This is a genomic window from Mycolicibacter heraklionensis (assembly GCF_019645815.1).
In the GTDB taxonomy this organism is placed as follows: Bacteria; Actinomycetota; Actinomycetes; order Mycobacteriales; family Mycobacteriaceae; genus Mycobacterium; species Mycobacterium heraklionense.
The window spans coordinates 1,202,121-1,225,920 of record NZ_CP080997.1 but is presented as its reverse complement, the minus strand read 5'-3'; the positions used below and the strand labels follow the sequence as shown (position 1 = coordinate 1,225,920).

Annotated in this window: 24 protein-coding genes; 8 read left to right on the top strand and 16 right to left on the bottom strand. The window is 68.1% G+C overall.

All coding sequences use genetic code 11. The features are described 5' to 3' along the window. Positions 1 to 59 precede the first annotated feature (59 nt). Genes glpX through K3U94_RS05860 form a run of 3 tightly spaced genes read left to right on the top strand, consistent with a single transcriptional unit; the run spans position 60 to position 3,871 of the window. Positions 60 to 1,091, top strand: coding sequence for a class II fructose-bisphosphatase (gene glpX, locus K3U94_RS05870; RefSeq protein ID WP_200900595.1), 1,032 nt, complete (start codon positions 60 to 62; stop codon positions 1,089 to 1,091). 23 nt (positions 1,092 to 1,114) lie between these two features. Then, a complete protein-coding gene (locus tag K3U94_RS05865; protein ID WP_220695879.1) occupies positions 1,115 to 2,509 on the top strand; it encodes a class II fumarate hydratase in 1,395 nt (464 codons plus the stop codon). A 15-nt stretch (positions 2,510 to 2,524) separates the two neighbouring features. Continuing rightward, entirely contained in the window at positions 2,525 to 3,871 is a 1,347-nt protein-coding gene (locus K3U94_RS05860; protein ID WP_220695878.1) for an MFS transporter, read from the top strand. On the opposite strand, the gene K3U94_RS05855 is transcribed toward K3U94_RS05860, so the two are convergent. The 7 genes from K3U94_RS05855 to K3U94_RS05825 all read right to left on the bottom strand — a co-directional run bounded on the left by K3U94_RS05855 (position 3,828) and on the right by K3U94_RS05825 (position 11,467). Further along, positions 3,828 to 4,415: a TetR/AcrR family transcriptional regulator gene (locus tag K3U94_RS05855; RefSeq protein WP_220695877.1), complete on the bottom strand. Its 588-nt coding sequence runs from the start codon at positions 4,413 to 4,415 to the stop codon at positions 3,828 to 3,830. The two genes, K3U94_RS05860 and K3U94_RS05855, sit on opposite strands and share 44 nt — an antisense overlap. Positions 4,416 to 4,427: 12 nt before the next feature. Beyond that, complete coding sequence (locus K3U94_RS05850) at positions 4,428 to 5,384, bottom strand: oxygenase MpaB family protein (RefSeq protein ID WP_220695876.1); 957 nt, start codon at positions 5,382 to 5,384, stop codon at positions 4,428 to 4,430. A 168-nt stretch (positions 5,385 to 5,552) separates the two neighbouring features. Continuing rightward, on the bottom strand, positions 5,553 to 6,368 hold the full coding sequence (locus K3U94_RS05845; protein WP_220696693.1) for a polysaccharide deacetylase family protein: 816 nt from the start codon (positions 6,366 to 6,368) through the stop codon (positions 5,553 to 5,555). Between the two features lie 53 nt (positions 6,369 to 6,421). Next, a complete protein-coding gene (phoH2, locus tag K3U94_RS05840) occupies positions 6,422 to 7,729 on the bottom strand; it encodes an RNA 5'-3' helicase PhoH2 (protein ID WP_047317255.1) in 1,308 nt (435 codons plus the stop codon). Between the two features lie 192 nt (positions 7,730 to 7,921). Next, a complete protein-coding gene (locus K3U94_RS05835; protein WP_220695875.1) occupies positions 7,922 to 8,749 on the bottom strand; it encodes an acyl-ACP desaturase in 828 nt (275 codons plus the stop codon). 58 nt (positions 8,750 to 8,807) lie between these two features. Further along, positions 8,808 to 10,082 (bottom strand): serine hydroxymethyltransferase, encoded by a 1,275-nt coding sequence (gene glyA / locus K3U94_RS05830; protein ID WP_047317257.1) that lies wholly within the window; start codon positions 10,080 to 10,082, stop codon positions 8,808 to 8,810. 185 nt (positions 10,083 to 10,267) lie between these two features. Next, complete coding sequence (locus K3U94_RS05825) at positions 10,268 to 11,467, bottom strand: DUF885 domain-containing protein (protein WP_220695874.1); 1,200 nt, start codon at positions 11,465 to 11,467, stop codon at positions 10,268 to 10,270. 45 nt (positions 11,468 to 11,512) lie between these two features. On the opposite strand from K3U94_RS05825, the gene coaA reads away from it, so the two are divergent. Next, the gene (gene coaA / locus K3U94_RS05820) at positions 11,513 to 12,451 is read left to right on the top strand and encodes a type I pantothenate kinase (RefSeq protein WP_047317659.1); all 939 of its coding nucleotides are present in this window, start codon (positions 11,513 to 11,515) and stop codon (positions 12,449 to 12,451) included. 10 nt (positions 12,452 to 12,461) lie between these two features. Here the strand turns inward: coaA and K3U94_RS05815 are convergent, their stop codons facing one another. The 4 genes from K3U94_RS05815 to K3U94_RS05800 form a co-directional block, all read right to left on the bottom strand. Next, positions 12,462 to 13,034: a DUF732 domain-containing protein gene (locus K3U94_RS05815; protein ID WP_220695873.1), complete on the bottom strand. Its 573-nt coding sequence runs from the start codon at positions 13,032 to 13,034 to the stop codon at positions 12,462 to 12,464. A gap of 54 nt (positions 13,035 to 13,088) precedes the next feature. After that, positions 13,089 to 13,496, bottom strand: a complete 408-nt coding sequence (locus tag K3U94_RS05810) for a hypothetical protein (RefSeq protein WP_220695872.1) — start codon at positions 13,494 to 13,496, stop codon at positions 13,089 to 13,091. A gap of 99 nt (positions 13,497 to 13,595) precedes the next feature. Next, the gene (locus K3U94_RS05805; RefSeq protein WP_109519436.1) at positions 13,596 to 14,963 is read right to left on the bottom strand and encodes a hypothetical protein; all 1,368 of its coding nucleotides are present in this window, start codon (positions 14,961 to 14,963) and stop codon (positions 13,596 to 13,598) included. Between the two features lie 7 nt (positions 14,964 to 14,970). Then, positions 14,971 to 15,771, bottom strand: coding sequence for a (2Z,6E)-farnesyl diphosphate synthase (locus tag K3U94_RS05800; protein ID WP_047317261.1), 801 nt, complete (start codon positions 15,769 to 15,771; stop codon positions 14,971 to 14,973). A gap of 75 nt (positions 15,772 to 15,846) precedes the next feature. Between K3U94_RS05800 and trhA the strand changes: the two genes are divergently transcribed. Further along, complete coding sequence (trhA, locus tag K3U94_RS05795) at positions 15,847 to 16,560, top strand: PAQR family membrane homeostasis protein TrhA (protein WP_047317262.1); 714 nt, start codon at positions 15,847 to 15,849, stop codon at positions 16,558 to 16,560. Positions 16,561 to 16,581: 21 nt separating this feature from the next. Here the strand turns inward: trhA and K3U94_RS05790 are convergent, their stop codons facing one another. Together K3U94_RS05790 and K3U94_RS05785 are read right to left on the bottom strand one after the other, a co-directional pair. Beyond that, positions 16,582 to 16,965, bottom strand: coding sequence for a nuclear transport factor 2 family protein (locus K3U94_RS05790; protein WP_047317661.1), 384 nt, complete (start codon positions 16,963 to 16,965; stop codon positions 16,582 to 16,584). Between the two features lie 10 nt (positions 16,966 to 16,975). Beyond that, positions 16,976 to 18,994: a thioredoxin domain-containing protein gene (locus tag K3U94_RS05785; protein ID WP_220695871.1), complete on the bottom strand. Its 2,019-nt coding sequence runs from the start codon at positions 18,992 to 18,994 to the stop codon at positions 16,976 to 16,978. A 180-nt stretch (positions 18,995 to 19,174) separates the two neighbouring features. On the opposite strand from K3U94_RS05785, the gene pstS reads away from it, so the two are divergent. Together pstS and K3U94_RS05775 are read left to right on the top strand one after the other, a co-directional pair. Further along, entirely contained in the window at positions 19,175 to 20,284 is a 1,110-nt protein-coding gene (gene pstS, locus K3U94_RS05780; RefSeq protein ID WP_220696692.1) for a phosphate ABC transporter substrate-binding protein PstS, read from the top strand. 29 nt (positions 20,285 to 20,313) lie between these two features. Then, on the top strand, positions 20,314 to 21,426 hold the full coding sequence (locus K3U94_RS05775) for a PPE family protein (RefSeq protein WP_220695870.1): 1,113 nt from the start codon (positions 20,314 to 20,316) through the stop codon (positions 21,424 to 21,426). Between the two features lie 6 nt (positions 21,427 to 21,432). On the opposite strand, the gene K3U94_RS05770 is transcribed toward K3U94_RS05775, so the two are convergent. From K3U94_RS05770 to mca, 3 genes are all read right to left on the bottom strand, one after another. Further along, complete coding sequence (locus K3U94_RS05770) at positions 21,433 to 21,801, bottom strand: DUF732 domain-containing protein (RefSeq protein WP_230987445.1); 369 nt, start codon at positions 21,799 to 21,801, stop codon at positions 21,433 to 21,435. 116 nt (positions 21,802 to 21,917) lie between these two features. Then, entirely contained in the window at positions 21,918 to 22,205 is a 288-nt protein-coding gene (locus K3U94_RS05765; protein WP_047317664.1) for a hypothetical protein, read from the bottom strand. Positions 22,206 to 22,231: 26 nt separating this feature from the next. Then, positions 22,232 to 23,104, bottom strand: coding sequence for a mycothiol conjugate amidase Mca (gene mca, locus K3U94_RS05760; RefSeq protein ID WP_220695869.1), 873 nt, complete (start codon positions 23,102 to 23,104; stop codon positions 22,232 to 22,234). A 155-nt stretch (positions 23,105 to 23,259) separates the two neighbouring features. Here mca and K3U94_RS05755 point away from each other — a divergent pair, with 155 nt between their 5' ends. After that, positions 23,260 to 23,682 carry a DUF4307 domain-containing protein gene (locus tag K3U94_RS05755; protein ID WP_220695868.1) on the top strand — a complete coding sequence of 141 codons (423 nt, stop codon included), beginning with the start codon at positions 23,260 to 23,262 and terminating at the stop codon, positions 23,680 to 23,682. Positions 23,683 to 23,800: the final 118 nt, after the last annotated feature.

Sequence of the window (23,800 nt, the reverse complement as noted above, 5' to 3'; positions counted from 1 at the left end):
CAGTATCCCAGCTCAACGGTGCCGATCTGGTTCTGGGAGAATCATCAGCCGTGACTGGCATGACGGGACCAACTCGACGCGAAGCCCCAGACCGCAACCTGGCCTTGGAGCTGGTGCGGGTGACCGAGGCCGGTGCCATGGCATCCGGCCGCTGGGTGGGCCGCGGCGACAAGGAAGGCGGCGACGGCGCGGCCGTCGACGCGATGCGCGAACTGGTGAACTCGGTGTCCATGCGCGGCGTGGTGGTGATCGGCGAGGGCGAGAAGGACCACGCGCCGATGCTCTACAACGGCGAAGAAGTGGGCAACGGTGACGGCCCCGACTGCGACTTCGCCGTCGACCCGGTCGACGGCACCACCCTGATGAGCAAGGGCATGCCCAACGCGATCTCGGTGCTGGCGGTGGCCGAGCGCGGCGCGATGTTCGACCCGTCGGCGGTGTTCTACATGAACAAGATCGCCGTCGGCCCGGAGGCCGCCGACGTGCTGGACATCACCAAGCCGATCGCGGACAACATCGCCGCGGTCGCCAAGGTCAAGGGCCTGTCACCCCGGGATATGACGGTGTGCATCCTGGACCGGCCCCGGCACCGCCAGCTGATTCACGACGTGCGCGCCACCGGTGCGCGCATCCGGCTGATCACCGACGGTGACGTGGCCGGCGCCATTTCGGCGTGCCGCCCCGACTCGGGCACCGACATGCTCGCCGGGATCGGCGGAACCCCCGAGGGCATCATCGCCGCGGCCGCGATCCGCTGTATGGGCGGGGCGATCCAGGCCCAGCTGGCGCCCACCGACGAGGCAGAGCGGCAGAAAGCCCTCGACGCCGGCTACGACCTGGACGCGGTGCTGAGCACCGAGGACCTGGTCTCCGGTGAGAACGTGTTCTTCTGCGCCACCGGGGTCACCGACGGCGACCTGCTCAAGGGCGTGCGCTACTACCCCGGCGGCTGCACCACCCAGTCGATCGTGATGCGTTCCAAGTCCGGCACCGTCCGGATGATCGAGGCCTACCACCGGCTGTCGAAGCTCAACGAGTACTCGGCCGTCGACTTCACCGGCGACTCCCGCGCCGCCTATCCCCTGCCCTGACCGTCAAGCGAGGACCCAAAGCTATGAGCGAGATCGAATACCGCATCGAACACGACACCATGGGCGAGGTCCGGGTGCCGGTGACCGCGCTGTGGCGCGCGCAGACCCAGCGCGCGGTGGAGAACTTCCCGATCTCCGGGCGCGGCCTGGAGCGCACCCAGATCCGGGCGCTCGGGCTGCTCAAGAGCGCGTGCGCGCAGGTGAACGCCGACCTTGGCCTGCTGGCCCCGGAGAAGGCCGCCGCCATCAAGGCCGCCGCCGCCGAGATCGCCGACGGCAAGCACGACGACCAGTTCCCCATCGACGTGTTCCAGACCGGCTCGGGCACCAGCTCGAACATGAACACCAACGAGGTGATCGCATCGATCGCCGCTGCCAACGGCGTCACGGTGCACCCCAACGACGACGTGAACATGTCGCAGTCGTCCAACGACACCTTCCCGACCGCCACCCACATCGCGGCCACCGAAGCCGCGGTACGCCACCTGATTCCGGCCCTGCAGGTGCTACACGACGCACTGGCCGCCAAGGCCGTCGAGTGGCGCACCGTGGTCAAGTCGGGCCGCACCCACCTGATGGACGCCGTCCCGGTGACCCTGGGCCAGGAGTTCTCCGGTTACGCCCGCCAGATCGCCGCAGGGATCGAGCGGGTGCAGTCGACGCTGCCCCGGCTGGGTGAGCTGGCCATCGGCGGCACCGCCGTCGGCACCGGGTTGAACGCCCCGGAGGGTTTCGGCGCCAAGGTGGTCGAGGTGCTGGTCGCCGAGACCGGGATCACCGAGCTGCGTACCGCGGCGAACTCGTTCGAGGCCCAGGCGGCGCGCGACGGCCTGGTCGAGGCTTCCGGGGCGCTGCGCACCATCGCGGTGTCGCTGACCAAGATCGCCAACGACATCCGCTGGATGGGTTCGGGGCCGCTGACCGGCCTGGCCGAAATTCAGCTGCCGGACCTGCAGCCCGGTAGCTCGATCATGCCGGGCAAGGTGAATCCCGTTCTGCCCGAAGCGGTTACCCAGGTGGCGGCGCAGGTGATCGGCAACGACGCGGCGATCGCCTGGGGCGGCGGTAACGGCGCCTTCGAGCTGAACGTCTACATCCCGATGATGGCCCGCAACATGCTGGAGTCGTTCAAGCTGCTGACCAACGTCTCGAAGCTGTTCGCCGAGCGCTGCATCGTCGGACTGGTCGCCAATGAGGAGCACCTGCGGGAGCTGGCCGAGTCCAGCCCGTCGATCGTGACGCCGCTGAACTCCGCTATCGGCTACGAGGAGGCCGCCGCGGTGGCCAAGCAGGCCCTCAAGGAGCGCAAGACCATCCGTCAGACGGTGATCGACCGCGGCCTGATCGGCGAGAAGCTGTCGGAGGCCGAGCTGGACAAGCGCCTCGACGTGCTGGCGATGGCCAAGGTGAAGGACTAGTCCGCCAGGCCGCGGATGAACGCTGACCCCGCCGGGGCTGAGCTGGGCCGGGCGACGCTGGCGAAAGTCTCTCGTCGGCTCATCCCTTTCCTGGCGCTGTTGTTCGTCGTCAACTACCTGGACCGGGTCAATATCGGCTTCGCCGCGCCCAACGGGATGAACGCCGAGCTCGGCCTGACCGCCACCACCTTCGGGTTCGCGTCGGGGATCTTCTTCTTCGGCTACCTGTTGCTGGAGATACCCAGCAATATCGCGCTGCACAGGTTCGGCGGCCGACGCTGGCTGGCCCGGATCATGCTGACCTGGGGAATCGTCAGCACCGCAATCGCTTTCGTGCCCAACGCAGCGACGCTCGTCGCGCTGCGGTTCCTGCTGGGCGTGGCCGAGGCCGGCTTCTTCCCGGGCATCATCCTCTACCTCACGTTCTGGTTCCCGGAGAAGCAGCGATCCCGGGCGATCTCGCTGTTCATGGTGTCGGTGCCGGTGTCCACAGCCATCGGCGCCACCCTGTCCGCACTCGTCATCGACTGGGGCCATGGCGTTTTCGGACTGGCCGGGTGGCGGTTCATGTTCCTCGTCGAGGGGTTGCCGGCCATTGCGTTGGCGTTCGCCTGCTGGCTCTACCTGACCGATCGCCCGGCGGCGGCCGACTGGCTCAACGCCGACGAACGGCAGTGGCTGGAAACCACGTTGGCCGACGAACGTGCTGCCGCCGAGGCCGGTCAGCACTGGCCGCTGCGCAAAGCGCTCAGCCACCCCAGGATCCTGGCCCTGGCGTTCGTATACTTCGGGATCGTCTACGGGCTGTACGCCGTTGGGTTCTTCCTGCCGACCATCGTCTCGGGATTTCAGCAGCAGTACGGCAGCCACCTGAGCATCATCGGACGCGGCCTGGTGACCGCCATCCCCTACGCGATCGCGGCGATCGTGATGGTGCCCTGGGCCCGCCACGCCGACCGGACGGGCGAGCGCGTCTGGCATGTGGCGATCCCCGCGATCGTCGGCGGGGTGTGCATCCCGGCGGCGCTGTATATGGCCAACCCGTACCTGGCGATGGTCGCGATCACGTTGACGACGTGTTCGATCATGTGCGCCATGCCGGTGTTCTGGGCGCTGCCCTCGACGTTCCTCACCGGAACCGCGGCGGCCGGCGGCATCGCCTTGATCAACTCGCTGGGCAACATCAGCGGCTTCGGTGGTCCCTACGTCACGGGTTGGCTGACGGATCTGACCGGCGACGGCAAGGCCGCACTATGGGTGGTGGGAGCATTCTCGCTGGCTTCGGCCGCCGTCGTGATCGTTCTCGGCTCGGCCCCGTCTACCAGACCAGCGGCGCCAGATACTTCTTCGCGTAGGCGCTGACCGCCTCGTCGTCACTCGGGTCGAGCACCGGCGTCGACACCTGGGCGATCGATGCGGCCAAGCGCACATGCAGTTCGGCGGCGGCCACCAAGTCGGCGTCGGGCATGGTGGCTCCGGCGGCTCGTAGCGCCTTGGCCATCGCGCTCGACGCGCTTTCCAGGAATGCCTCGGCCTCCTGGTACATCCCGGCCATCATCGGCACACCGGCGTCAAGCCGGAGCAGCTTTCGCACCACCGGATCGGTGGTGAGCAGCCGCAACCCAGCACGAAACGCCGCCACCGCCGCGTTCTTCGGCCCGGAGTCCACCGCGACGGTGCGCAGCTGAACCATCGCATTGTCGAAGGCCCGGCGACCGAGCTCGGTGATCAGGGCGTCCCGCGTCGGGAAGCGCCGGTACAAGGTACTGCGGCTGACCCCCGCCTGGCGGGCGATGACATCAAGGCTGGCGCGGCCCACCCCGACCAGGCCGACTTCTTCGGCGGCCGCTTTGAGGATGGCCGCCTCTTGCTCGGCTGGGCTCGCGGTACTGCGTCGCGATGTCATCGGCACAGTGTGTCATCCCATCGGGCAGCCGCCGGGCGGCGCAAAGGAATCCAGCGCGACTGAGCGGTGCATCTTCACCAGCTTCTCGTACTGCAGCCGGTTGTAGGCCAGCGGCACCAGCACCACGCGATCGGGCAAAACCCGCCACGCCATCTGCAGCAGCTGGGTGTAGACGTTGAATTCGACGTCGTGGTGTGGCTGCCACCGGAAGCCGGTCAGCTCCCGTACGCCGGGATGCATGATCCCGAACGAACAGATCTTGACCACCCGGCCGGCCCCCGCGCTGACCACAGACCACAGCGGAGCAGCCGCGGTACGAACCGGTGCCGGCAGCGCTGACGGCAGCGGCAACTTGCCCAGGCCGGCAGTGACCCGATCCAAGAACGGGTTGGCCGCCAAGTCGGTCTGCACCATCTGGTCGTAGTATTCGGCGGCCTCGGCGTAGGTTGCAGGGAACTTGCCGGCCTTGCCGGGCAACTCGAGCGCACGGAACGCCTCAACCAGTTGCTGGTAGGCCGCCTCTCGCTCGGCGTCATTCCATTTGATACCGGTGACCGGAGCGAACGAATTGAGGGTCACGAACATGCCGCTGACGGCAATCCAGTTCCACAGGCGCGGGTTCAGCGCGCTGTAGCGGACATCGGCGAAGTCCCCCTTGCCGCGGCCGTGAACGTCGCGGTGCATCCGCTTGAGTCGCTCACCCTCGGCGGCACGATCCTCGGCGTCGCCCCAGATGGCAAGCAGCGCAGAGAATCCGCTGCGGATGGCGCGGTCGGTGAAGTTGCGTTCGAAGCGTCCGGTCTTGTCCACTGCGGCGGCCACCGGCACCAACGCCACCTCATCGAACGCCGCGGCGCCGAACAGGCCCGACAACACGCTGCCGGAGTGCCTGCGGAACTGGGCCATCACCTCAGGCCGAATCCGAGTGGCGGGATCGATGCTGGTGATTGGACGGGTCGCTGCCGTCATCTGTGGCCTCCTCGGCTCGCTTGACACAAAGAATAGTTTTTTGTGTCAAGGTGTCAAGGGTCGAGAGCCGAGGATCCCCGGACCCAAGCCGCGAGATCGCAACCATGCAGGAAAAGTTCGAGTAGCCACCTGCGTGAGCGCAATCTCGCGAACAAGCACCTAGCAGCGTCACGCCCCGTTGTTGGGTCCCCCCGAATTCGCCCCGGCAATGTCGGTGATCGGGAAATTCGGCATCGGCGGCGGCGACGGCGTCGCCGGCAGACCAGGGATGTCCGCGGGCGGGATGTCCTTCAGCTCGTTGACCGGCGGGCCGTTCTCCCGGCTCCCGTACACGCTGCCCGGCGCGCGCGGGCCGAGCAGCTGGCTGACCGTAACCACGTGGTAGCCATTGGCTTTGAGCACTGGCAGGAACTGGTAGACCAGATCCACCGTGGACGAGTACGTGTCGTGGAACAACACCACCGACCCCGGCTTGATCTGGGTCATCAGCATGTAGCGGGTGGCATTGGTGTCGGCGTCGTTGATCCAGTCGAACGGGATGACATCCCACAGGATCGCGGCCTGTCCGGCCTCGGCGGCCCGAGCGTTGACCGCCGCGTCGGTGAGCCCGCCGGGTGGGCGCCACAGTGTCGGCGTGACGCCGGTGGCGGAGCGGATCGCGTCGGTGGCCTTGGCGAACTGCGCGGGCACGTCCGCGGCCGGGATCGTGGTCATGTTCGGGTGTTCCCAGGTATGACTGCCGATCTCCATGCCAGCGTCGGCGATCCGCTTGGCGCCTGCCGGGTCGGCCGCCACCTTGTTGCCGATCAGGAAGAACGTGGAGCGCGCACCGGCGTCGTTCAAGATCCCCAACAGCCGGTCGGTGTAGGGCGAGGGACCGTCGTCGAATGTCAGCGCCACACACTTGTCCACGGCGCAGTCCACCGGTTCGGCCGACGCCTCGTGGACATGGCTGGTGCAGGCGCCGAGCACCGCAACGGCCATCGCAACAACACCGACATGCCAGGGTTTTGCCACCCCGGCAGCCTACCGGGGGCTCAGCTCAAGTCGGGTCCGCTGATCTCCTCGAGCATCTCGGTGACCAGTGCGGCAATCGGCGAGCGTTCGCTGCGCAGCAGGGTGATGTGCGCGAACAACGGGTGACCTTTGAGCTTCTCGATCACCGCGGCGATGCCGTCGTGCCGGCCGACCCGCAGGTTGTCCCGCTGCGCGACGTCGTGGGTGAGCACCACCCGCGAGCCGGTGCCCAGCCGCGACAGCACGGTCAGCAGCACGTTGCGCTCCAGCGATTGCGCTTCGTCGACGATTACGAACGAGTCGTGCAGCGAGCGGCCCCGAATATGCGTCAGTGGCAGCACTTCGAGCATGCCGCGCGACAGCACCTCCTCGAGCACCGCCGGGCTGGCCAGGCCCTCAAGGGTGTCGAACACCGCCTGAGCCCACGGCCCCATCTTCTCGTTCTCACTACCCGGCAGGTAGCCCAGTTCCTGTCCGCCGACGGCGTAGAGCGGGCGGAACACCACCACCTTGCGCTGGGTGCGCCGCTCCAAGACGGCTTCCAAGCCGGCGCACAGCGCCAGCGCGGACTTGCCGGTACCGGCCTTGCCGCCCAGCGAGACGATGCCCACCGATTCGTCGAGCAGCAGATCCAGCGCCACCCGCTGCTCGGCGGACCGACCGCGCAGGCCGAACGCCTCCCGGTCGCCGCGGACCAGCTGCACCCGCTTAGCCGCGTTCACCCGGCCCAATGCGTGCGAGCTGCCGGCGAGAAGACGGATTCCAGTGTGGCACGGCAGATCCCGGGCGACGGCCAGGTCGATCTCGCCCTCGTCGAACAGCGCGTCGACGTCCTCGACAGACGCCTCGACCTCGTCCATTCCTGTCCAGCCGGAGACGATGACGTCCTGGGCGTGGTACTCGTCGGCGGCCAGCCCCAGGGCGGCGGCCTTGACCCGCAGCGGAATATCCTTGCTCACCAACGTGACCCGGCGCCCTTCGGCAGCCAGGTTGGCCGCACAGGTCAAGATCCGAGAGTCGTTGCTGTCGGTGCGGAACCCGGTCGGCAACACCGCGGGGTCGCTGTGGTTGAGCTCGACGTGCAACGTACCGCCCTGCGTCCCAACGGGAATGGGCTGGTCAAGCCGTCCGTGCTCTAGTCGCATATCGTCGAAGATGCGCAGCGCCTGGCGGGCGAACCAGCCGAGCTCGTGATGGTGGCGTTTAGCCTCCAACTCGCTGATAACCACCAGTGGGACGACAACCTCGTGTTCGGCGAACCGGGTGCAAGCCCACGGGTCCGACAGCAGCACGGAGGTGTCGAGCACGTACGTCCGGATTTCAGGCACTAAGCGCTCCAGCGGTGAGGGCACGCGCGACCCCGCGCGAACATTTCGACGGGGGGCACGGCACAGGACCGGGGCCGGTCCTGTCGTAATCACGACCGGTGGTGCCGATGAGACAGCGAAGCGTGTGGCTAGCCATCGATTGCGACGGTACCCCCGTCGCCGCGTGCGCGCTGCGCAGGCGCGCCGGAGTTTTCAGCCGATGACGAACGGCTTCAGATCGGGGTTGGCAGCCAAGCCCCAAGCGCTGATTCGGTCGGAGATCACCCGGCGCAACTGGTCGGGCCCGAAGATGCCCGCTTCGGCGATTCCGGCCTGCCGGTCGGCGTAGCCATCGATGTCGGCGCCGACGATCTTGAGCTCGGCGGCGCGGGCTGCGATCGCGGCCACCGTCTCGTCATGCACGTAGTCCAGGCAGTGCGCGACCAGGTTGGAGAAGAACTCCTCGTGGCGTTCCTCGTCGGCTGCGATCCGACCGATCAGCCCCTTGAGCACCGGCTCGTCGGTCTTGTCGGCCAGATTGCGGCAGAACTCGGCGCAGGCGCGCTCGTAGAAGGCCATGAACACCAGCGTCTCGACCTGGCTGTAATGGTTGGCGCGGTAGCCCTTCTGGACGTGCTCCATGCGAACACGCTCGTTCTCGTCGGGGTCGATCTCCCGGGTCACGATCAGGTACTCGCGCAACGCGATGGCGTGCAGGTGCTCTTCGGCGGTCCACCTGCCGATCCAGCGTCCCCACTTGTCCTCGAGGATGAAGTGCTCGACCAGCTCACGGTGGTAGCCGGCCAGGCTGTCCTTCTCGACGAGCAGGATCTCGCAGGCGTCGGTGATCGCCTTGGGCAAGCTGACCTGCGACGGGTCCCAGTCCGTGCCACCGAGGAAGGCGAAGTTCTGGCCCTGCTCGAACGGCACGAAGTCGTGCGCGAACCACGGGTCCACCGTGTCGATGTGCCGGACCAGGTTCGCGTCGACCACCGGCTCCAGCTCGCGGATCAGTGCATTAGCAACGGGACGTTCAGCCATGAAAGTAACTGTAACCCGAATTCACACTATCTTGTCAACCCGGGTGCGGCGTGTCCCGTCAGGCGAGCTTCCAGTCCTCCAGGCCGTCGTAGAGCGGGAAGTCCTGCGCCAGCTTGGCGACCCGGGCCCGCAGCGCCGGCACGTCAGCGGCCGAACCGGCCGCCAGCGCCGTGGCGATGACATCGGCGACCTCGGTGAACTCGGCGTCGCCGAAGCCACGGGCAGCCAGCGCGGGGGTGCCCACCCGAAGCCCGGAGGTGACCATCGGCGGTCGCGGGTCGTTCGGGACGGCGTTGCGGTTGACGGTGATGCCGACCTCGTGCAGCAGGTCCTCGGCCATCTGGCCGTCCAGCGGCGAGTCCCGCAGGTCGACCAGCACCAGGTGCACATCGGTGCCGCCACTGACCACCGACACCCCGGCCTTGGCCACGTCGGCGGCCAGCAGCCGCTCGGCGAGGATCTTCGCGCCCGACAGCACCCGCTGCTGACGCTCGGCGAACTCCGGCGTGCCGGCGATCTTCAGCGCGACGGCCTTGGCGGCGATCACGTGCATCAGCGGACCGCCCTGCTGGCCGGGGAAGACCGCCGAATTGATCTGCTTGGCGAATTCCTTCTGGCCGACGATCAGACCGGAGCGGGGGCCGCCGAGGGTCTTGTGCACGGTGGTGGAGACCACCTGGGCGTGCGGCACCGGCGACGGGTGCAGCCCGGCGGCCACCAGCCCGGCGAAGTGGGCCATGTCCACCCACAGCGTCGCGTCGACCTCGTCGGCGATCGAGCGGAACGCCGCAAAGTCAACGATGCGCGGGTAGGCCGACCAGCCGGCAATGATCACCTTCGGCTTGAACTCGAGTGCCTGCGACCGGACCACGTCCATGTCGATGCGGTGGGTGACGGGGTCGACGCCGTAGAAGGCGTTCTCATAAAGCTTGCCGGAGAAGTTCAGCCGCATCCCGTGGGTCAGGTGTCCCCCGTTGGCCAGGTCGAGGCCCAGCAGTCGGTCACCGGGCTCCATCAGCGCCTGCAGCACCGCGGCGTTGGCCTGCGCGCCCGAGTGCGGCTGGACGTTGGCGAAGTCGGCGCCGAACAACTCCTTGGCGCGGTCACGGGCGATGTTCTCCACCACGTCGACGTGCTCGCACCCGCCGTAGTAGCGCCGGCCCGGCAGGCCCTCGGCGTACTTGTTCGTCAACACGCTGCCCTGCGCCTGCAGCACCGCCCGCGGCACGAAGTTCTCCGAGGCGATCATCTCCAGCGTGTCGCGCTGACGCCCCAGTTCCTTGCCGAGCAGCTCGGCGATGTCGGGGTCGAGGTCGGCCAGCGGAGTCGACATGGTGGATGCGGGGCGGGTGTTCGGTGCGGCAGTCACGCCCTCCAGTCTGGCACGGTGACGTTCACTCGATCGCCGCAGGCCAGCGATCGCTCCCGTTGCGCCGAATGTGCGGATTTATCCGCAAATTACGAGGTCCGGTGTGTAAATCCGCACACTCACCCGGCCGGGCCGGTGCTGTGGGGGCGTTACTGGGCCCGCAACGCCGACGGGGTGAGCGGCTCGTCGAGCAGCCGACGGAACCGCTCGGTGAGGCTCACCCCGGGCGGCGCGGCGTCCAGCCAGCCGCGCAGCAGCCGGTAGCCCTCCACATACGTGGAGGTGTAGGCCCGCCACAGCGGCGAGGACAGGAACCGCAGCGTCTGGCGGGCCCGGTCGTCGGTGATCAGCAGCCAGCGGCGCAGGTAGTCGGCCACCTCGTCGGCGTCGCGGTGCTCGTCGTGCAGCATCAGCGCCGCGTCCTGCCGGACGTCGGCCAGCGCCGCGGCGGCCTCGGACACCGCTTCGGCCCGCTCACCGTCGAACTGCAGGCCCAGGTCGGCGTAGATCTCAGCGGCCCAGGCACCCCAGCCCGGCCCGACCGCGGCATACAGCGCCAAGTCGGCCAGGCCCTCGGCCATCAGGCACTGCGGAGTGTTGACCAGGAAGATGGTCTGCTCGGCCTGGCCGAGCTTGGCGACCAGCCCGGCCTCCTTGCGGCAGTGCTCGGTGTGATGACCCGGGTAGGACTCGTGGGCCACCAGCCGCGGCAGATTCGACATCAGCTGTTTGAGGTCGGCGTTGACCGCCACTGTGGAGCGGTAGTCGCCGCGGTAGTAGTTGAACCCCGACCACGGCTTGTCGGTGACCACCTCGTAGGTGATGGTTTCGGTTTCCGGCAGCGGGAAGTCCACCCGTACCCGGTCGCGCAGCGCCGAGGAGAACGCGTGGATGGCCGCTTCGAGCCGCTCCGGCGGAATCTCCTCGGCCCGCCGGTGCGCGGCCATCCGCTCGGCCAGCGGACCAGCGCCGCCCAGCGCTTCGTCGAGCCGGGCATGGGCTTGGCGATAGCGGTCGGGGTCACCCTTGACGATGACCGGCAGGTCAAAATAGTCACTGACCTCGTCGACGAAGCCGACCTGCTCCCCGGCGAACTTGCGCCCGGCGCACGCCAGCGCCCGCAGGTGCACCCGGAGGTACTCGGCGCGCGCCGGATCGAGGCCGCTGGGCAGCGCCGCGACCAGCTTCTCGGCCTGCCGGGCCAGGTCGGACGGGTTGGGCATCGGCTCGTTAGCGACCAGTCGCTGCAGCTCGGGGTCGCCGGTGAAGGCGTCGACATAACCCTGTTCGATGCGGTCGAAGCGCAGACCGAGCAACAGGTATTCACGGATCAAGGCGGCGGGCTCCATACCCGATCAGGCTAACCGTCGCGGCTACTGCAAGACTGTATGGTCATGCGGCGGCTTAGCGAGCCGAGTCCCTACGTGGAGTTCGACCGACGTCAATGGCGGACACTGCGTATGTCGACGCCGATGCCGCTTACCGAGGAAGAAGTCGTGGCGCTGCGCGGCCTCGGCGAGCAGGTCGACCTGTTGGAGGTCGAAGAGGTCTATCTGCCGCTCGCGCGTCTTCTGCACCTGCAGGTCGCCGCCCGCCAGCAGCTCTTCGCCGCGACAGCGGAGTTCCTCGGGGAAAACGATCAGAGCCCCGACCGGCCGGTGCCGTTCATCATCGGCGTGGCCGGCAGCGTGGCCGTCGGTAAGTCGACGACGGCCCGCGTGCTGCAGGCGCTGCTGGCCCGCTGGGATCACCACCCGCGAGTGGACCTGGTCACCACCGACGGCTTCCTCTATCCCAACGATGAGTTGGCGCGCCGGAACCTGATGCACCGCAAAGGGTTTCCGGAAAGCTACAACCGCCGGGCCCTGATGCGGTTTGTCACCTCGGTGAAGTCCGGCGCGGATTATGTGTGCGCGCCGGTGTACTCGCACCTGAGTTACGACATCGTTCCCAGCGCCAAGCAGGTCGTCCGCCACCCCGACATCTTGATCCTCGAAGGCCTTAACGTGCTGCAGACCGGGCCGACGCTGATGATCTCCGACCTGTTCGACTTCTCGCTGTACGTCGACGCCCGGGTGGAAGACATCGAGCACTGGTACATCTCGCGGTTCTTGGCGATGCGCTCCACCTCGTTCGCCAACCCCGACTCGCACTTCCACCACTACGCGGCACTGAACGACCAGCAGGCGGTGGCCGCCGCGCGCGACATCTGGCGATCGATCAACCGGCCCAACCTGATCGAGAACATCCTGCCCACCCGGCCGCGAGCGACCCTGGTACTGCGCAAGGACGCCGATCACTCCATCAACAGGCTGCGGCTGCGCAAGCTTTAGCCCTAGATCGCTAGGGCTGCGTAGCGGTTCCCGGCTGCGGCTGGCCTGGCGGCGGGGGCGCCGGCTCGGGCCCAGGCGGTGGCGGCGGCAGCTCGTCCGCGGGTGCGGGCGCCGGCAGCGGCTCGGGAGGCGGGGGGAAACCCGGCGGCGGCGGAAAGCCCGGGGGCGGCGGGAACAGCGGAGGTGCCGGCTCGGGCGCCGGCGGCGGAATCTCGCCCGCTGGGGGCGGCAGTTCACTTGCGGGCGGCGGCGGCACCGCGGGCGTCGGTGTCGGGTTGGCGGCGGCCGCCAACGTGTCCGGGCACATTTCGCGCTGCGCCCCGTCGATCATGACCTTGGTGACGCCGTCGGCAACCTTCGTGCCGAACCGGTCCTTGGCCGGGCGACCCTTCCGCAGGTTCTCGCAGATGATCTTGCCGAACTGCACCGCCCCGGACGGGGTGGTCAGCCCGGGACTGTTCTGGTATTTGAAGCCGTGCGACTCAAGGTAACTGAGGTAGGTCTTCTCGTCGGCCTGCGCCGGCGCGGCGGCGTAGATCAGGGTTCCGGGGATCAGCGTCATCGCCGCCAGCCGCCACTTCATGGGACAGAACTGTAGACGGTGACGGCCGCGGCGACACGTTGAGTGGGCTGCGTCTCAGCCCAGGCGGCGCAACCCCCGGTACTGCATCCGCGCGAAGAACGCCGTGTAGACGGCGCTCGCCAGCATGGCGACCACGCCGATTCCGGTCAGCGGCAGCAAGCCCGCCGCGACCACCGCAATCGCCGCAACGGTGCACGCCACATTGGCGGCAATCACACCGATGCCCGCGCGGCGCAGGTCCGGCAGCGCGGACAGGAAGTAGACGACGACTCCGTAAAGGATGCAGAAGGCGGCCACGGCGTATTCATGGGTCGCGGTGAGGCCCTCCAGGGCCGCCATGGGGCGGGCGGCGAACACGCCGGCCAGGCCGACGGTTCCAGTGACGGCGGCGTCGGCGCGGAGTGCGAAGCGCAACAGCGAGTCGGTCGAGTCGAACAGGACCGGGGTGGTGATGGCGGTCATGAGGAAACTCCCTTCGAGTGTGGTGGGAACACCCTCGACCTTGCGGCGCAACCGCTGCCACATCGACCCGCGACGCTGCCAAGCACTGCCAAGCGCAGGTCAGAGACCTGACGACACCGTCGTCCGGCCTCGTAGGTCGGCGGCGATCACCCGGGCCCCGGCGTTCTGCCAGTTGTGCAGCGAACGCTGCGGCACCTCGGTGACCAGCCACTGCCACGCCTGCCGGGCGGTGGGATCCAGTCCGGCCGCGGTGGCGTTCTGCGCATAGGCGCGCACTCCGACCACGTAGGGGAAATACAGGGCGTTGTAGTGCCGCCACTGCTCGGTGGTGCCGAACTCGCCGCCGTCGCGCGGTTTGAGCGCGGCGATCCGGTCGGCCAGCAGGGCCTTGAGTTCGTTGGCTCGCTCCAGCGGCGCATCGGGTGCGCCACGGGCGGCCAACCGCTCGTCGATCACCGGCAACGCGGTCAGCGGGCTGGCGACGAGCTTCGACAGGTCGCTGTAGTGCCCCAACGCCCGCCGGGTCAGCCGGACGAAGGTTTCCTCGTCGAGGTCGTCGAGCGGGCTGGTCGAGCGCAGGGCCAGCGCGGCCTCGGTGCCGCGCAGCGCGGCGCGGTCGGCCCGCAGCGCCGGAGAGCGCCAGAACGCCAGCCGGTCCCAGAGTCCGGCCAGCCGGTCGACGAACACCTGGACCTCGATGCCGACCGCGATCGTGGTGAACAGCAGCACCGTCAGTGCGGTCTGGGCCACGGATTCGGTTCGGGTCAGCCACAGCCCGATCAACACCTGCCCGCCCAGCAACGCCGCCATCGCGACGGCGGCAAGAAACGACCGCAGCATGTCCAGCCGCAGCGCCTGCCCCTCGTCGAAGGCGTCCCACAGCGCCACCGCCAGGCCCAGCAGAAGCACGTCGACGCCGGTGCTGGCCAGCGCGAATCCGCTGGGCACCACGCCCAGCGGGATGATCAGGATGGCGTTGGCCAGGGCGAAGAACAACGTCGCGACGGCGGCCACGCCGAGCACCGAACCGGGCTGCGCCGGACGGATCAGCGCCTTGACCATGGCCGCCAACGTCGACACCGAGATCACCGCGAACAGCAGCCAGTGTCCGGCCCGCGGTGGGCCTTCGACACTGCCGGCCCACGTCGCCCCGACCAGCGCGGCGGCCGCGACCGCGCCGATGAACGCCACATCGCGTGCCCGACCAGTCCAGCGGTCACACGGCCGGGTCAGCTCCAAGAGCACGGCGAACCAGGCCACCCCGGGCAGTACCGCCAGGTAGATCTCCACGCGCCCGAGCAGCGCCGGATGCCACACCGCCCGCACCGCGTCGGCGGCCACAACAGCGGCGAAACCGCAGAGCCCGACAGCGGCCAGCACCAGTACCGGTTTGCGCGGGTCGCGGGCCAGCAGGTACATCCCGAGCCACCAACTCAGGGTGAAGACCAGCGCCGACAACACGACCACTCCCTCGCTACCGCCCGAATCTCCGGTGCCGCACGCTGTAGTCGCGCAGCGCTCGCAGGAAGTCGACCCGGCGAAACGCCGGCCAGTGCGCCTCGGTGAACCACATCTCCGAGTAGGCGCTCTGCCACAGCAGGAAACCGGACAACCGCTGCTCCCCGGAGGTGCGGATCACCAGGTCCGGGTCCGGCTGACCCGAGGTGTAGAGGTTCTCCGAGATGCCCTCGACGGTCACCGCGTCGACGAGTTCCTCGGCGGTGGCGCCGTTGGCCAACTGCTTGCTGAGCAGCCCGCGCACCGCATCGACGATCTCCTGCCGGCCGCCGTAGGCGACTGCGACATTGACGTGCAGGTTGGAGGCCCCACCGCCGTTGGCGGTCGTGCTCTCTACCGCCTCACGCAGGCGGCGAGCGGGCTCTTCGCCCAGCAGCTCCAGATCCCCCACGGTGCGCACGCTCCACCGGTTTGCCGGCGCGCAGATCTCCTCCACCACGTCGGTGATGATCTCGATGAGCGCGGCCAGTTCAGCGGGGTCGCGCTGCAGGTTCTCGGTGGACAGCAGGTAGACGGTCGCCATCTCGATGCCCGCGTCGGCGCACCAGCGCAGCATCTCGGCGATCTTGGCCGCGCCCATCCGGTAGCCGTAGCTGACGTCGTCGTAGCCCGCGTCTCGCGCCCACCGCCGGTTACCGTCGCAGAGAACCGCGATGTGGCGCGGCAGATTCGACCGCGACGCCGCCAAGCCCTGCCGGAGACGCAGCTCATAGATCCGGTACAGCGGCTCCTTCAAGCGCGCCGGGATGATCGCCACAAAAACCCAGACTACTGTGATCTGCGAGCATTGACGGGAATCAGTCCGGGATCCGCGTGGAGTTCAGGAAGGCCCATGAGCACCCACACCGAAACCATCGCCGAGCCGAATCCGAACGATCTGCCGGCGGGCATCACCGTGCCGCACGCCAAGCCGCGGGCCCGCGGGTGGATTCACTTCGTGTCCGCCATCGTGGCGCTCGTGGCCGGTATCGCTCTGGTCGCGGTGACCTGGCCGCTGGCCGGGCTCGAGGCCGGCTTGGCGTCGGTGGCGTACTCCATCTCGGTGGTGGGGATGTTCGCGGTCAGCGCGACCTACCACCGGATCACCTGGAAGACGGTCGCCGCCCGGATGCGGATGAAGCGCCTCGACCACGCGATGATCTTCATCTTCATCGCCGGCACCTACACCCCGTTCGCGCTGCTGGCGATGGACCACGGCGCCCAAGAACGGCTGGTGATGACGATCGTGTGGGGTGGCGCGCTGGCCGGCGTGGTGCTCAAGCTGTGCTGGCCGACCGCCCCGAAGTGGGTCGGGGTGCCGCTCTACCTGTTGCTGGGCTGGGTGTCAGCGTTTTTCATCGCGACGATCATGCACAACGCCGGTGTCGCGGCAATGGTGCTGCTGGCCGTGGGAGGCATGCTCTACAGCGTCGGCGCGATCATGTACGCGCTGAAGTGGCCAGACCCCTGGCCCGAAACGTTCGGCTACCACGAGTTCTTCCACGCCTGCACCGCACTGGCCGCGGTCTGCCAGTACATCGCGATCTGGTTCGCGGCGCTCTACTAGGCGGGGGCGCGGCGGTTCCGGCTAGAGCTGGGTGACGTTCTCCGCCGACCAGTAGGCCTTCATCCCGGCGATCTTGCCGTCGCCGTCGAAGACCATCACGTCGATCGGCTCGATGCGCATCCGGTGCTCACCGTTGGTGATTGTCAGCGCAAAGTGCAACGCCGCCTCGTTTCCGGAGACCCTCAGCGTCACCAGTTCACACTGACGGTTCAGCCCGGAGAGGGTCGAGTAGAAGTTGCGAATGGCCTGGTGGCCGATGTGCACCTCGCCGCCGACCGGGTCCTCCAGGGTGGCGTCGGCCGCGTACAGCTGCACCAGATCCTCGACTTCGCCTCCGCCGACCAGTTCGATGTAGCGGTGGACGGTCTCGGTGATGGCCTGTGCCTTTTCCGGTGCGGTCGTCATGTGCCGCACGTTACACGGATGGCGGATTTACGGGCACCTCAAGGGCAACGCCAAGTGCGGAGGCCAACTGCGCCGCGCTACGCACCGGCAAGTCACACACCGGGCCCCGACAGACGTAGGCGGTGTCGGCGCCGTTGACCCGGTCTCGCCCGGTCAGCAGCTCGGACGAGTCGGCCGCCCCGCCGACCACGATCGTCCCGCCGGGAGCCAGGCGGCGCGCCTGCGCCAACAGCTCCGAGTCCGGCCGGTCGCAGGCCACCGCGATCTGCAGCGGACCCCGCACGTAGGCCTCGGCGATGCCGAGCCAGTGCCCGACGGCACGGGGGGTGCGCTCCAACAGCACGGCATGCGCCGCCAGCGCATCGGTGGCCGCCTGGCGGTAGCGCTCGCCACGGTCGGCGGAGACCAGATGGGCCGCGGTCAGCAGCGCCTCGGTGATCAACGCCGCGCCCGACGGGGTGGCGCCGTCCAGCGGGTCGCTGGGCCGCAGCACCAGGGCTTCGGCATCGTCGGCGCTGTCGAACCAGCGCCCAGGTGAGTCCGGGTCGGCGAAATGCTCCAGCGCGGTGTCCAGCAGGCCGGCCGCGGCATCACACAGGTGTTGCTCACCGCTGAGCTGGTACAGGCTGAGCAGGCCGGTGGCCAGCGCGCCGTAGTCCTCCAAGATCGCGACGCTGTCCCCCACCCGGCCGCCCAGGCTGGCCCGGCGCAGCCGGCCGTCCACCAGGTGCAGGTCCAGCAGCGTGCCGGCGCACTCCTGGGCCGCGGCGGCCAGGCTTGGATCTCCCAGGGCCACAGCCGCTTCGGCCAACGCGGTGAGCGTCATGCCGTTCCAGGCGGTGACCACCTTGTCGTCGCGCCCGGGTTGGGGCCGGGACCGCCGAGCCGCCAGCAGCCGCTGCCGCACCCTGACGAACCGCTGCGGGTCGTCAGGATCCACGGGCAGTTGGAGTACGGACGTGCCGGACTCAAATGTGCCGCTCGCCGTGACCCCGAAAACCTCTGCCGCCCAAGCCCCGTCGTCGGCACCGAGAACCTCGGTCAGCTGCTCGGGCGTCCACACATAGGTCAACCCTTCTTGGCCGTCGGCGTCGGCATCCAGCGACGAGATGAACATCCCACCGTCGGACAGCTCGTCGCGCAGGAATCGGGCGGTCTGGGCGGTCACCCGCGCGGCCAGCGGGTCGCCGGTGCGCCGGGCCCAGTGCGCGCAGGCCCGCAGCAGCAAGGCGTTGTCGTAGAGCATCTTCTCGAAATGCGGCACCACCCAGGCGTTGTCGACGCTGTAGCGGGCGAAGCCGCCGGCAAGCTGGTCGTAGATGCCGCCGCGGGCCATCGCCGCCCCGGCGCGTTCCACCGCGTCGAGCGCCGGGCGGGTCGCGGTCCGTTCATGGTGGCGCAGCAGGGTTTCCAGCAGCGCCGACGGCGGGAACTTCGGCGCACCGCCGAATCCGCCGTGGACGACGTCCTCGTCCCGCAGCACCGCGGCGACCGCGGCGTCGCACAGCATCGCATCGACCGGTGGGCCGCCCCCCGGGAGTCCGGCGGCCATCGAGCGCAACTCGGCGGCAATGTTGTCGGACGCCTCCTCGACTTCGTGGCGACGTTCGCTCCAGGTGGCGGTGATCGCCGAAAGCAGGTTCAGGAAGGCGTCTTTGGGGTAATACGTGCCGCAGTAGAACGGTCGGCCATCCGGGGTCAGGAAACAGGTCATCGGCCAGCCACCTCGCCCGGTCAGCGCCTGGGTGGCGGTCATGTAGATCGCGTCGATGTCCGGGCGCTCCTCCCGGTCCACCTTGATGCACACGAAGCCCGCGTTCATGGCCGCGGCGACTTCGGCGTCCTCGAACGAGCCGTGCGCCATCACGTGACACCAGTGGCAAGCCGCGTAGCCGACCGACAGCAGGATCGGCACGTCGCGTTCGGCGGCCTCGGCCAGCGCCTGGGGTGTCCATTCCCACCAGTGCACTGGGTTGTCGGCGTGTTGACGCAGGTAGGGGCTGGCGGACGCTGCGAGACGGTTGGCCATCCATCCACGCTAATCCCGATCACCATCCGCAGCCCCCCGGACCCGCAGGCAGACGCCGTCTGCCCGGCTGGTGACCAGATCGAAAACGGTTGCTGAACTCTTGAATTCGCCTGCAAAGCACCACTGTTGCCGGTCCGCGCCATTGCTAGCATTCGCCGATGAGATGACCCGAGGGATGTGATTGACATCAATCGACGTGCCGTATCGAGCTTGCTGGCCGTGAGCGCTGCGCTGCTGTCCGGGTGCGGCGGCGGCCATGACGCACCACCACCGAGCCACGCGACACGGGCTGCGGCGTCCGGGGTGGACTGTGGCGGAGACCCGAACCTCAAGGCCAGCGGTTCCACCGCTCAGGCCAACGCGATGACCCGGTTCGTCGCGACGTTCAGCCAGGCCTGCCCCGGCCAGAGCCTGACCTACCAGGCGAACGGTTCCGGTGCGGGCATTGACGAATTCATGTCCGACCAAACCGATTTCGGTGGCTCCGACTCGCCGCTGAGCAAGGGGGAATACGACCGGGCCCAGCAGCGCTGCGGCGCGCCGGTATGGAACCTGCCGATGGTGTTCGGCCCTATCGCCATCGCGTTCCGCCTGGGCGGCCTGACATCGCTGAACCTGGACGGCCCCACCGCGGCCAAGATCTTCAACGGCACCATCACCACCTGGAACGATCCCGCGATCGCCGCTCTCAACACCGGCACCGATCTGCCCGACCTGCCGATTCGGGTGGTGTCCCGCAGCGACGAGTCCGGGACCACGGACAACTTTCAGCGCTACCTGGACACCGCATCCGCAGGCACCTGGGGCAAGGGGGCCGGACGAACGTTCAACGGCGCTGCCGGGCAGACCGCGCACGGCAACGAGGGCGTCGCCGCGGCCGCGGCCGATCTCGAGGGATCGGTCACCTACACCGAGTGGTCATTCGCTCAGAGCCACCACCTCGGCATGGCCAACGTCATCACCTCGGCCGGCCCGGACCCGGTCGCGATCAGCGAGGACTCGGTCGGCAAGACGATTTCGTCGGCCTGGTTTATCCGCGAAGGCAACGACCTGGCATTGGACACCATCTCCTTCTACCGGCCGAACCAGCCCGGCGCTTACCCGATCGTGCTGGCCACCTACGAGATCGTCTGCTCGAAGTATCCCGACCCACAGGTCGGAACTGCGGTGCGCGCTTTCCTGCAAAGCGCGATCGGCGACGGCCAGATCGATCTGGCCGACCACGGCTACGTCCCCATCCCCGATGCGTTCAAGCCGCGCTTATCGGCCGCTATCAGCGCGATCGCCTAAATGAGCCCGTACCGCTACCACCACATGGCATGCAATCCATAACCGCGCCCCCCGAGGTCACCTCCGCGCTGGTCCACACCGGTCCCGGCGCGAGATCCCTCGTCGAGGCGTCGAGCGCGTGGCGACAGCTTGGTACGTACCTGGATGAATACGCCGACGACTACGTTGCCGCGCTGTCGTCGTTGGTGGATTCGTGGCGTGGTCACTCCGCGGCTGCCATGGTGCAGGCCGCCGAGCCCTACCTGGTGTGGCTGCGCGCCACCGCGCAGCAGTGCCGGCGGACCGCAGCGTCGATTCAGCGCGCCGCAGCGGCCTTCGAAACGGTCCGTACCGCGGTGACCCCGACCGCGGCAATCAAGGCCAACCGCACCCGCCGGGTGCAACTGCTGGCGACCAATCGGTTCGGGACCAACTCGGCGGCGATCGCGGAGAACGAGAGCCAGTACCTGGGCATGTGGACCACCAACACCGCCGCGATGACCCGCTATCAGGCGGCCTCGGCGCAGGCCACCGCGCTTCCCTCGTTCAGCACACCGACACCGGCGACCGCCGACACCGGAACCACCTCTGCTGATTCGACTTTGGCGTCGTTGGAGTCCTCGCTGACCGCGTTCGACCCCAACAACGGCTGGACCGGCCTGGCGAACACCTATGCCAACCAGTTCGTGTCGTCCGGATTTCCGATCAACCTGCTCAGCTACCTAGCCCAGAACACCTCGGCGCAGGCGTTGCAGAACGTCAACGCCGCGATGGCACAGGGCCTTGCCGAGGGCGAGGCGGCCCTGGCCCCCGCGATCCCACTGAGCGGCCTGGGCGCACTGGGCGCCGCCGGACTTAGCGAAATGCCCTCGGCGGCAATCGGTGTCGGACTGAAGGTGGGGCCGCTGACCGTGCCACCCGCCGCAGCGGGGTTTGGGGCCGCCACGCAGGCGCCGGTTCAGCTGGCGTCGTCGGCGGCACCGCTGCCCGCAAGCCAGTCCACGACGTTCGCCGGCGTCCCGCCGATCATGCCGCCGATGGTGCCCCCATCGAATTCCGCGGGCAGTGGCTGGCGCAAGCGCAAACAGCAGAAGTACGAGGACCTGGAAGTCGGTTTGGAGCTACGCGGCCCGGTCATGCCGAAGCCGCCATCTGCCGGCTGAGCAGCACTAACCGTGATGCCTCGGGCAGAACGCACTGACGCTGACCCCGACGAAGAACCCGGCGTGGTAGCCGTCGAGCTGACTGCTTTGCATCACTTCGGACACCACGTCGTTCTTCTGCCGACCGCTGTCGAGCTCGTCGCAGACCTCATGGCCGGCGATGACCGCAGACTGCCCATTGGCGAAGTCGATGCCCTTGGAGTTGAGGGCGCCGAGGAAAGTCGTGTCGACCGCATCGGCGTGCACAGCCGGAACCTTGATGAGGCCGGCCAGTAGCACCGTCAAGATGACCGGCGATACCGCCAACCCGGGTGAGCGATCTGCGAGCATGGCCAACCCCGAACCTTTCTCCCAAGCCGCGGTCAGGGCAATCATCGCACGCTGCACTAGCGTCGGCGATATGCACGCCGCCGACGAAACCCTAAGGGGCAAAGGTTAATCCGGCAGTCGCGTTCCCGAAACCCGGTGTTGGGTAACTGTTGGTTCGACGACTACTTGGGCGCTGATCCCGGCCCGTCGTCGCCCGGGAGATCTCCGGACGAAGCGGACCCGACGGTCCCCTCGTCGGCGGCTTGGTCCGGGTCGGGGTGATCCGGGTCGAAGGTTTCCGGCAGCTTCTTGAGCTGCCGGTTCATCGACCACACCAGCCCGAACGTGCCGAGCATCAACAGCACGATGACCAACAGCCCGAACGGGCTGGCCTTGCCGAAATCCGGCCCGGTATCGCGCGGCACACCGTCCGCCAAGAAGTTGTCGGCCAAGATGTCGTCGGCCGCCATCCACAGCGCAGTCAACACAGCGTGGTTCATCCGTTGTCCTCGATCCCGGCGAACAGGTCCGTCTCCGGCAGAGTAACCGGCACCCGAGAGCGGGCCAGCTCGAACTCCTCGGTCGGCCAGAGTCGCTGCTGCCACTCGATCGGCGCGGCGAAGAAGTCGCCGTTGGGGTCGATCTGGGTAGCGTGCGCGCGCAGCGCGTCGTCACGCTGGCCGAAGTAGTCGGCGCATTCGACGCGGGTGGTCACCCGGTCGGCGAACACGTCATGATCCGGCTGCCAGTGTTCCAGCCATTTGACGAACGGACCGACCTCGCCGTTGCGGGCGAACTCGTCCTGCAGCAGCTGCATCCGTTGCCGCAGGAACCCGTGGTTGTAGTAGAGCTTGGCGACCGTCCAGGGCTGACCGGCGTCGGGAAAAAGTCGATGGTCGCCGGCCGCCTCGAATGCGGCCACCGACACCTGATGGCAGCGGATGTGGTCGGGGTGCGGGTAGCCGCCGTTCTCGTCGTACGTCGTCATCACATGCGGCCGGAAATCGCGCACCGCGCGCACCAGGGCTTCGGTGGACACCTCCAGCGGTACCAGCGCAAAGCAGTCCTCGGGCAGCGGCGGCAGTGGGTCGCCCTTGGGCAGGCCGGAGTCGACGAAACCCAGCCAGTGGTGTTCGACCCCGAGGATCTCGGCGGCCTTGGCCATCTCGTCACGCCGGACCTCGGCGATGCGACCGTGCACATCGGGCAGGTCCATCGCGGGGTTGAGGATGTCGCCGCGCTCGCCACCGGTCAGCGTCACCACCATCACGCGGTGCCCGGCGGAGGTGTAGCGGGCCAGCGTGGCCGCGCCCTTGCTGGACTCGTCGTCGGGGTGGGCGTGCACCGCCATCAACCGCAGTCCACTCATGCGCACATTCCCCGTTCCCTCCAGGTTCCTCCTGCCGGAACCCCGGACCGGACGCCTATAGTTCCAGATGGTTTCCAGCCACCATCGTTACACCACCTACGGCGGGTGCGGTAACCGCTCCCGACTCCACCGGCGACCATGGGACACACCTCACGATGACCGACTCCAAGCCGGCCCGTTACGGGGATACCCAGGGCAGTGCCCTGCCCCGTCGGCTGCTGGCGATCGCACTGGGCGCGCTGGCGATCGCCACCGTCGCCGCCCTCGCGGTGGTGGGCTACCAGCGCTTTGCGACTGCCGAGGTCAAAGGCGAGCTGTACGGCTACGAGGTGCTCGACAACCAGACGGTCTCGGTTAAGTTCAGCGTGACTCGATCGGACCCGTCCCGCCCTGCGGCGTGCATCGTGCGGGTCCGCTCCAGCGACGGCAGCGAGACTGGCCGGCGTGAAGTGCTGATTCCGCCGTCGGAGTCGGCCACCGTACAGGTGACGACGACCGTCAAATCTTCCCAGCCACCTGTCATGGGCGATGTCTACGGTTGCGGCAGCGACGTCCCCGATTACCTACGATCGGCCTGATGCCGCGGTGGTACCCTGTACGGATACACGGTTCCAGCTGGGACCGTGTATTGCTGCATTAGAACGATGCACGAGAACGATGTCGCCCCGCTGCCCGATGGCGCCGGATCCGACGACA

Excerpts from the sequence above, each read along its gene's own strand:
- glpX (WP_200900595.1), top strand. The coding sequence starts at position 60 with ATGACGGGACCAACTCGACGCGAAGCCCCAGACCGCAACCTGGCCTTG.
- K3U94_RS05865 (WP_220695879.1), top strand. The coding sequence starts at position 1,115 with ATGAGCGAGATCGAATACCGCATCGAACACGACACCATGGGCGAGGTC.
- K3U94_RS05860 (WP_220695878.1), top strand. The coding sequence starts at position 2,525 with ATGAACGCTGACCCCGCCGGGGCTGAGCTGGGCCGGGCGACGCTGGCG.
- K3U94_RS05855 (WP_220695877.1), bottom strand. The coding sequence starts at position 4,415 with ATGACATCGCGACGCAGTACCGCGAGCCCAGCCGAGCAAGAGGCGGCC.
- K3U94_RS05850 (WP_220695876.1), bottom strand. The coding sequence starts at position 5,384 with ATGACGGCAGCGACCCGTCCAATCACCAGCATCGATCCCGCCACTCGG.
- K3U94_RS05845 (WP_220696693.1), bottom strand. The coding sequence starts at position 6,368 with ATGGCCGTTGCGGTGCTCGGCGCCTGCACCAGCCATGTCCACGAGGCG.
- K3U94_RS05835 (WP_220695875.1), bottom strand. The coding sequence starts at position 8,749 with ATGGCTGAACGTCCCGTTGCTAATGCACTGATCCGCGAGCTGGAGCCG.
- glyA (WP_047317257.1), bottom strand. The coding sequence starts at position 10,082 with ATGTCGACTCCGCTGGCCGACCTCGACCCCGACATCGCCGAGCTGCTC.
- K3U94_RS05825 (WP_220695874.1), bottom strand. The coding sequence starts at position 11,467 with ATGGAGCCCGCCGCCTTGATCCGTGAATACCTGTTGCTCGGTCTGCGC.
- coaA (WP_047317659.1), top strand. The coding sequence starts at position 11,513 with ATGCGGCGGCTTAGCGAGCCGAGTCCCTACGTGGAGTTCGACCGACGT.
- K3U94_RS05815 (WP_220695873.1), bottom strand. The coding sequence starts at position 13,034 with ATGAAGTGGCGGCTGGCGGCGATGACGCTGATCCCCGGAACCCTGATC.
- K3U94_RS05810 (WP_220695872.1), bottom strand. The coding sequence starts at position 13,496 with ATGACCGCCATCACCACCCCGGTCCTGTTCGACTCGACCGACTCGCTG.
- trhA (WP_047317262.1), top strand. The coding sequence starts at position 15,847 with ATGAGCACCCACACCGAAACCATCGCCGAGCCGAATCCGAACGATCTG.
- K3U94_RS05790 (WP_047317661.1), bottom strand. The coding sequence starts at position 16,965 with ATGACGACCGCACCGGAAAAGGCACAGGCCATCACCGAGACCGTCCAC.
- K3U94_RS05785 (WP_220695871.1), bottom strand. The coding sequence starts at position 18,994 with ATGGCCAACCGTCTCGCAGCGTCCGCCAGCCCCTACCTGCGTCAACAC.
- K3U94_RS05775 (WP_220695870.1), top strand. The coding sequence starts at position 20,314 with ATGCAATCCATAACCGCGCCCCCCGAGGTCACCTCCGCGCTGGTCCAC.
- K3U94_RS05770 (WP_230987445.1), bottom strand. The coding sequence starts at position 21,801 with ATGATTGCCCTGACCGCGGCTTGGGAGAAAGGTTCGGGGTTGGCCATG.
- K3U94_RS05765 (WP_047317664.1), bottom strand. The coding sequence starts at position 22,205 with ATGGCGGCCGACGACATCTTGGCCGACAACTTCTTGGCGGACGGTGTG.
- mca (WP_220695869.1), bottom strand. The coding sequence starts at position 23,104 with ATGAGTGGACTGCGGTTGATGGCGGTGCACGCCCACCCCGACGACGAG.
- K3U94_RS05755 (WP_220695868.1), top strand. The coding sequence starts at position 23,260 with ATGACCGACTCCAAGCCGGCCCGTTACGGGGATACCCAGGGCAGTGCC.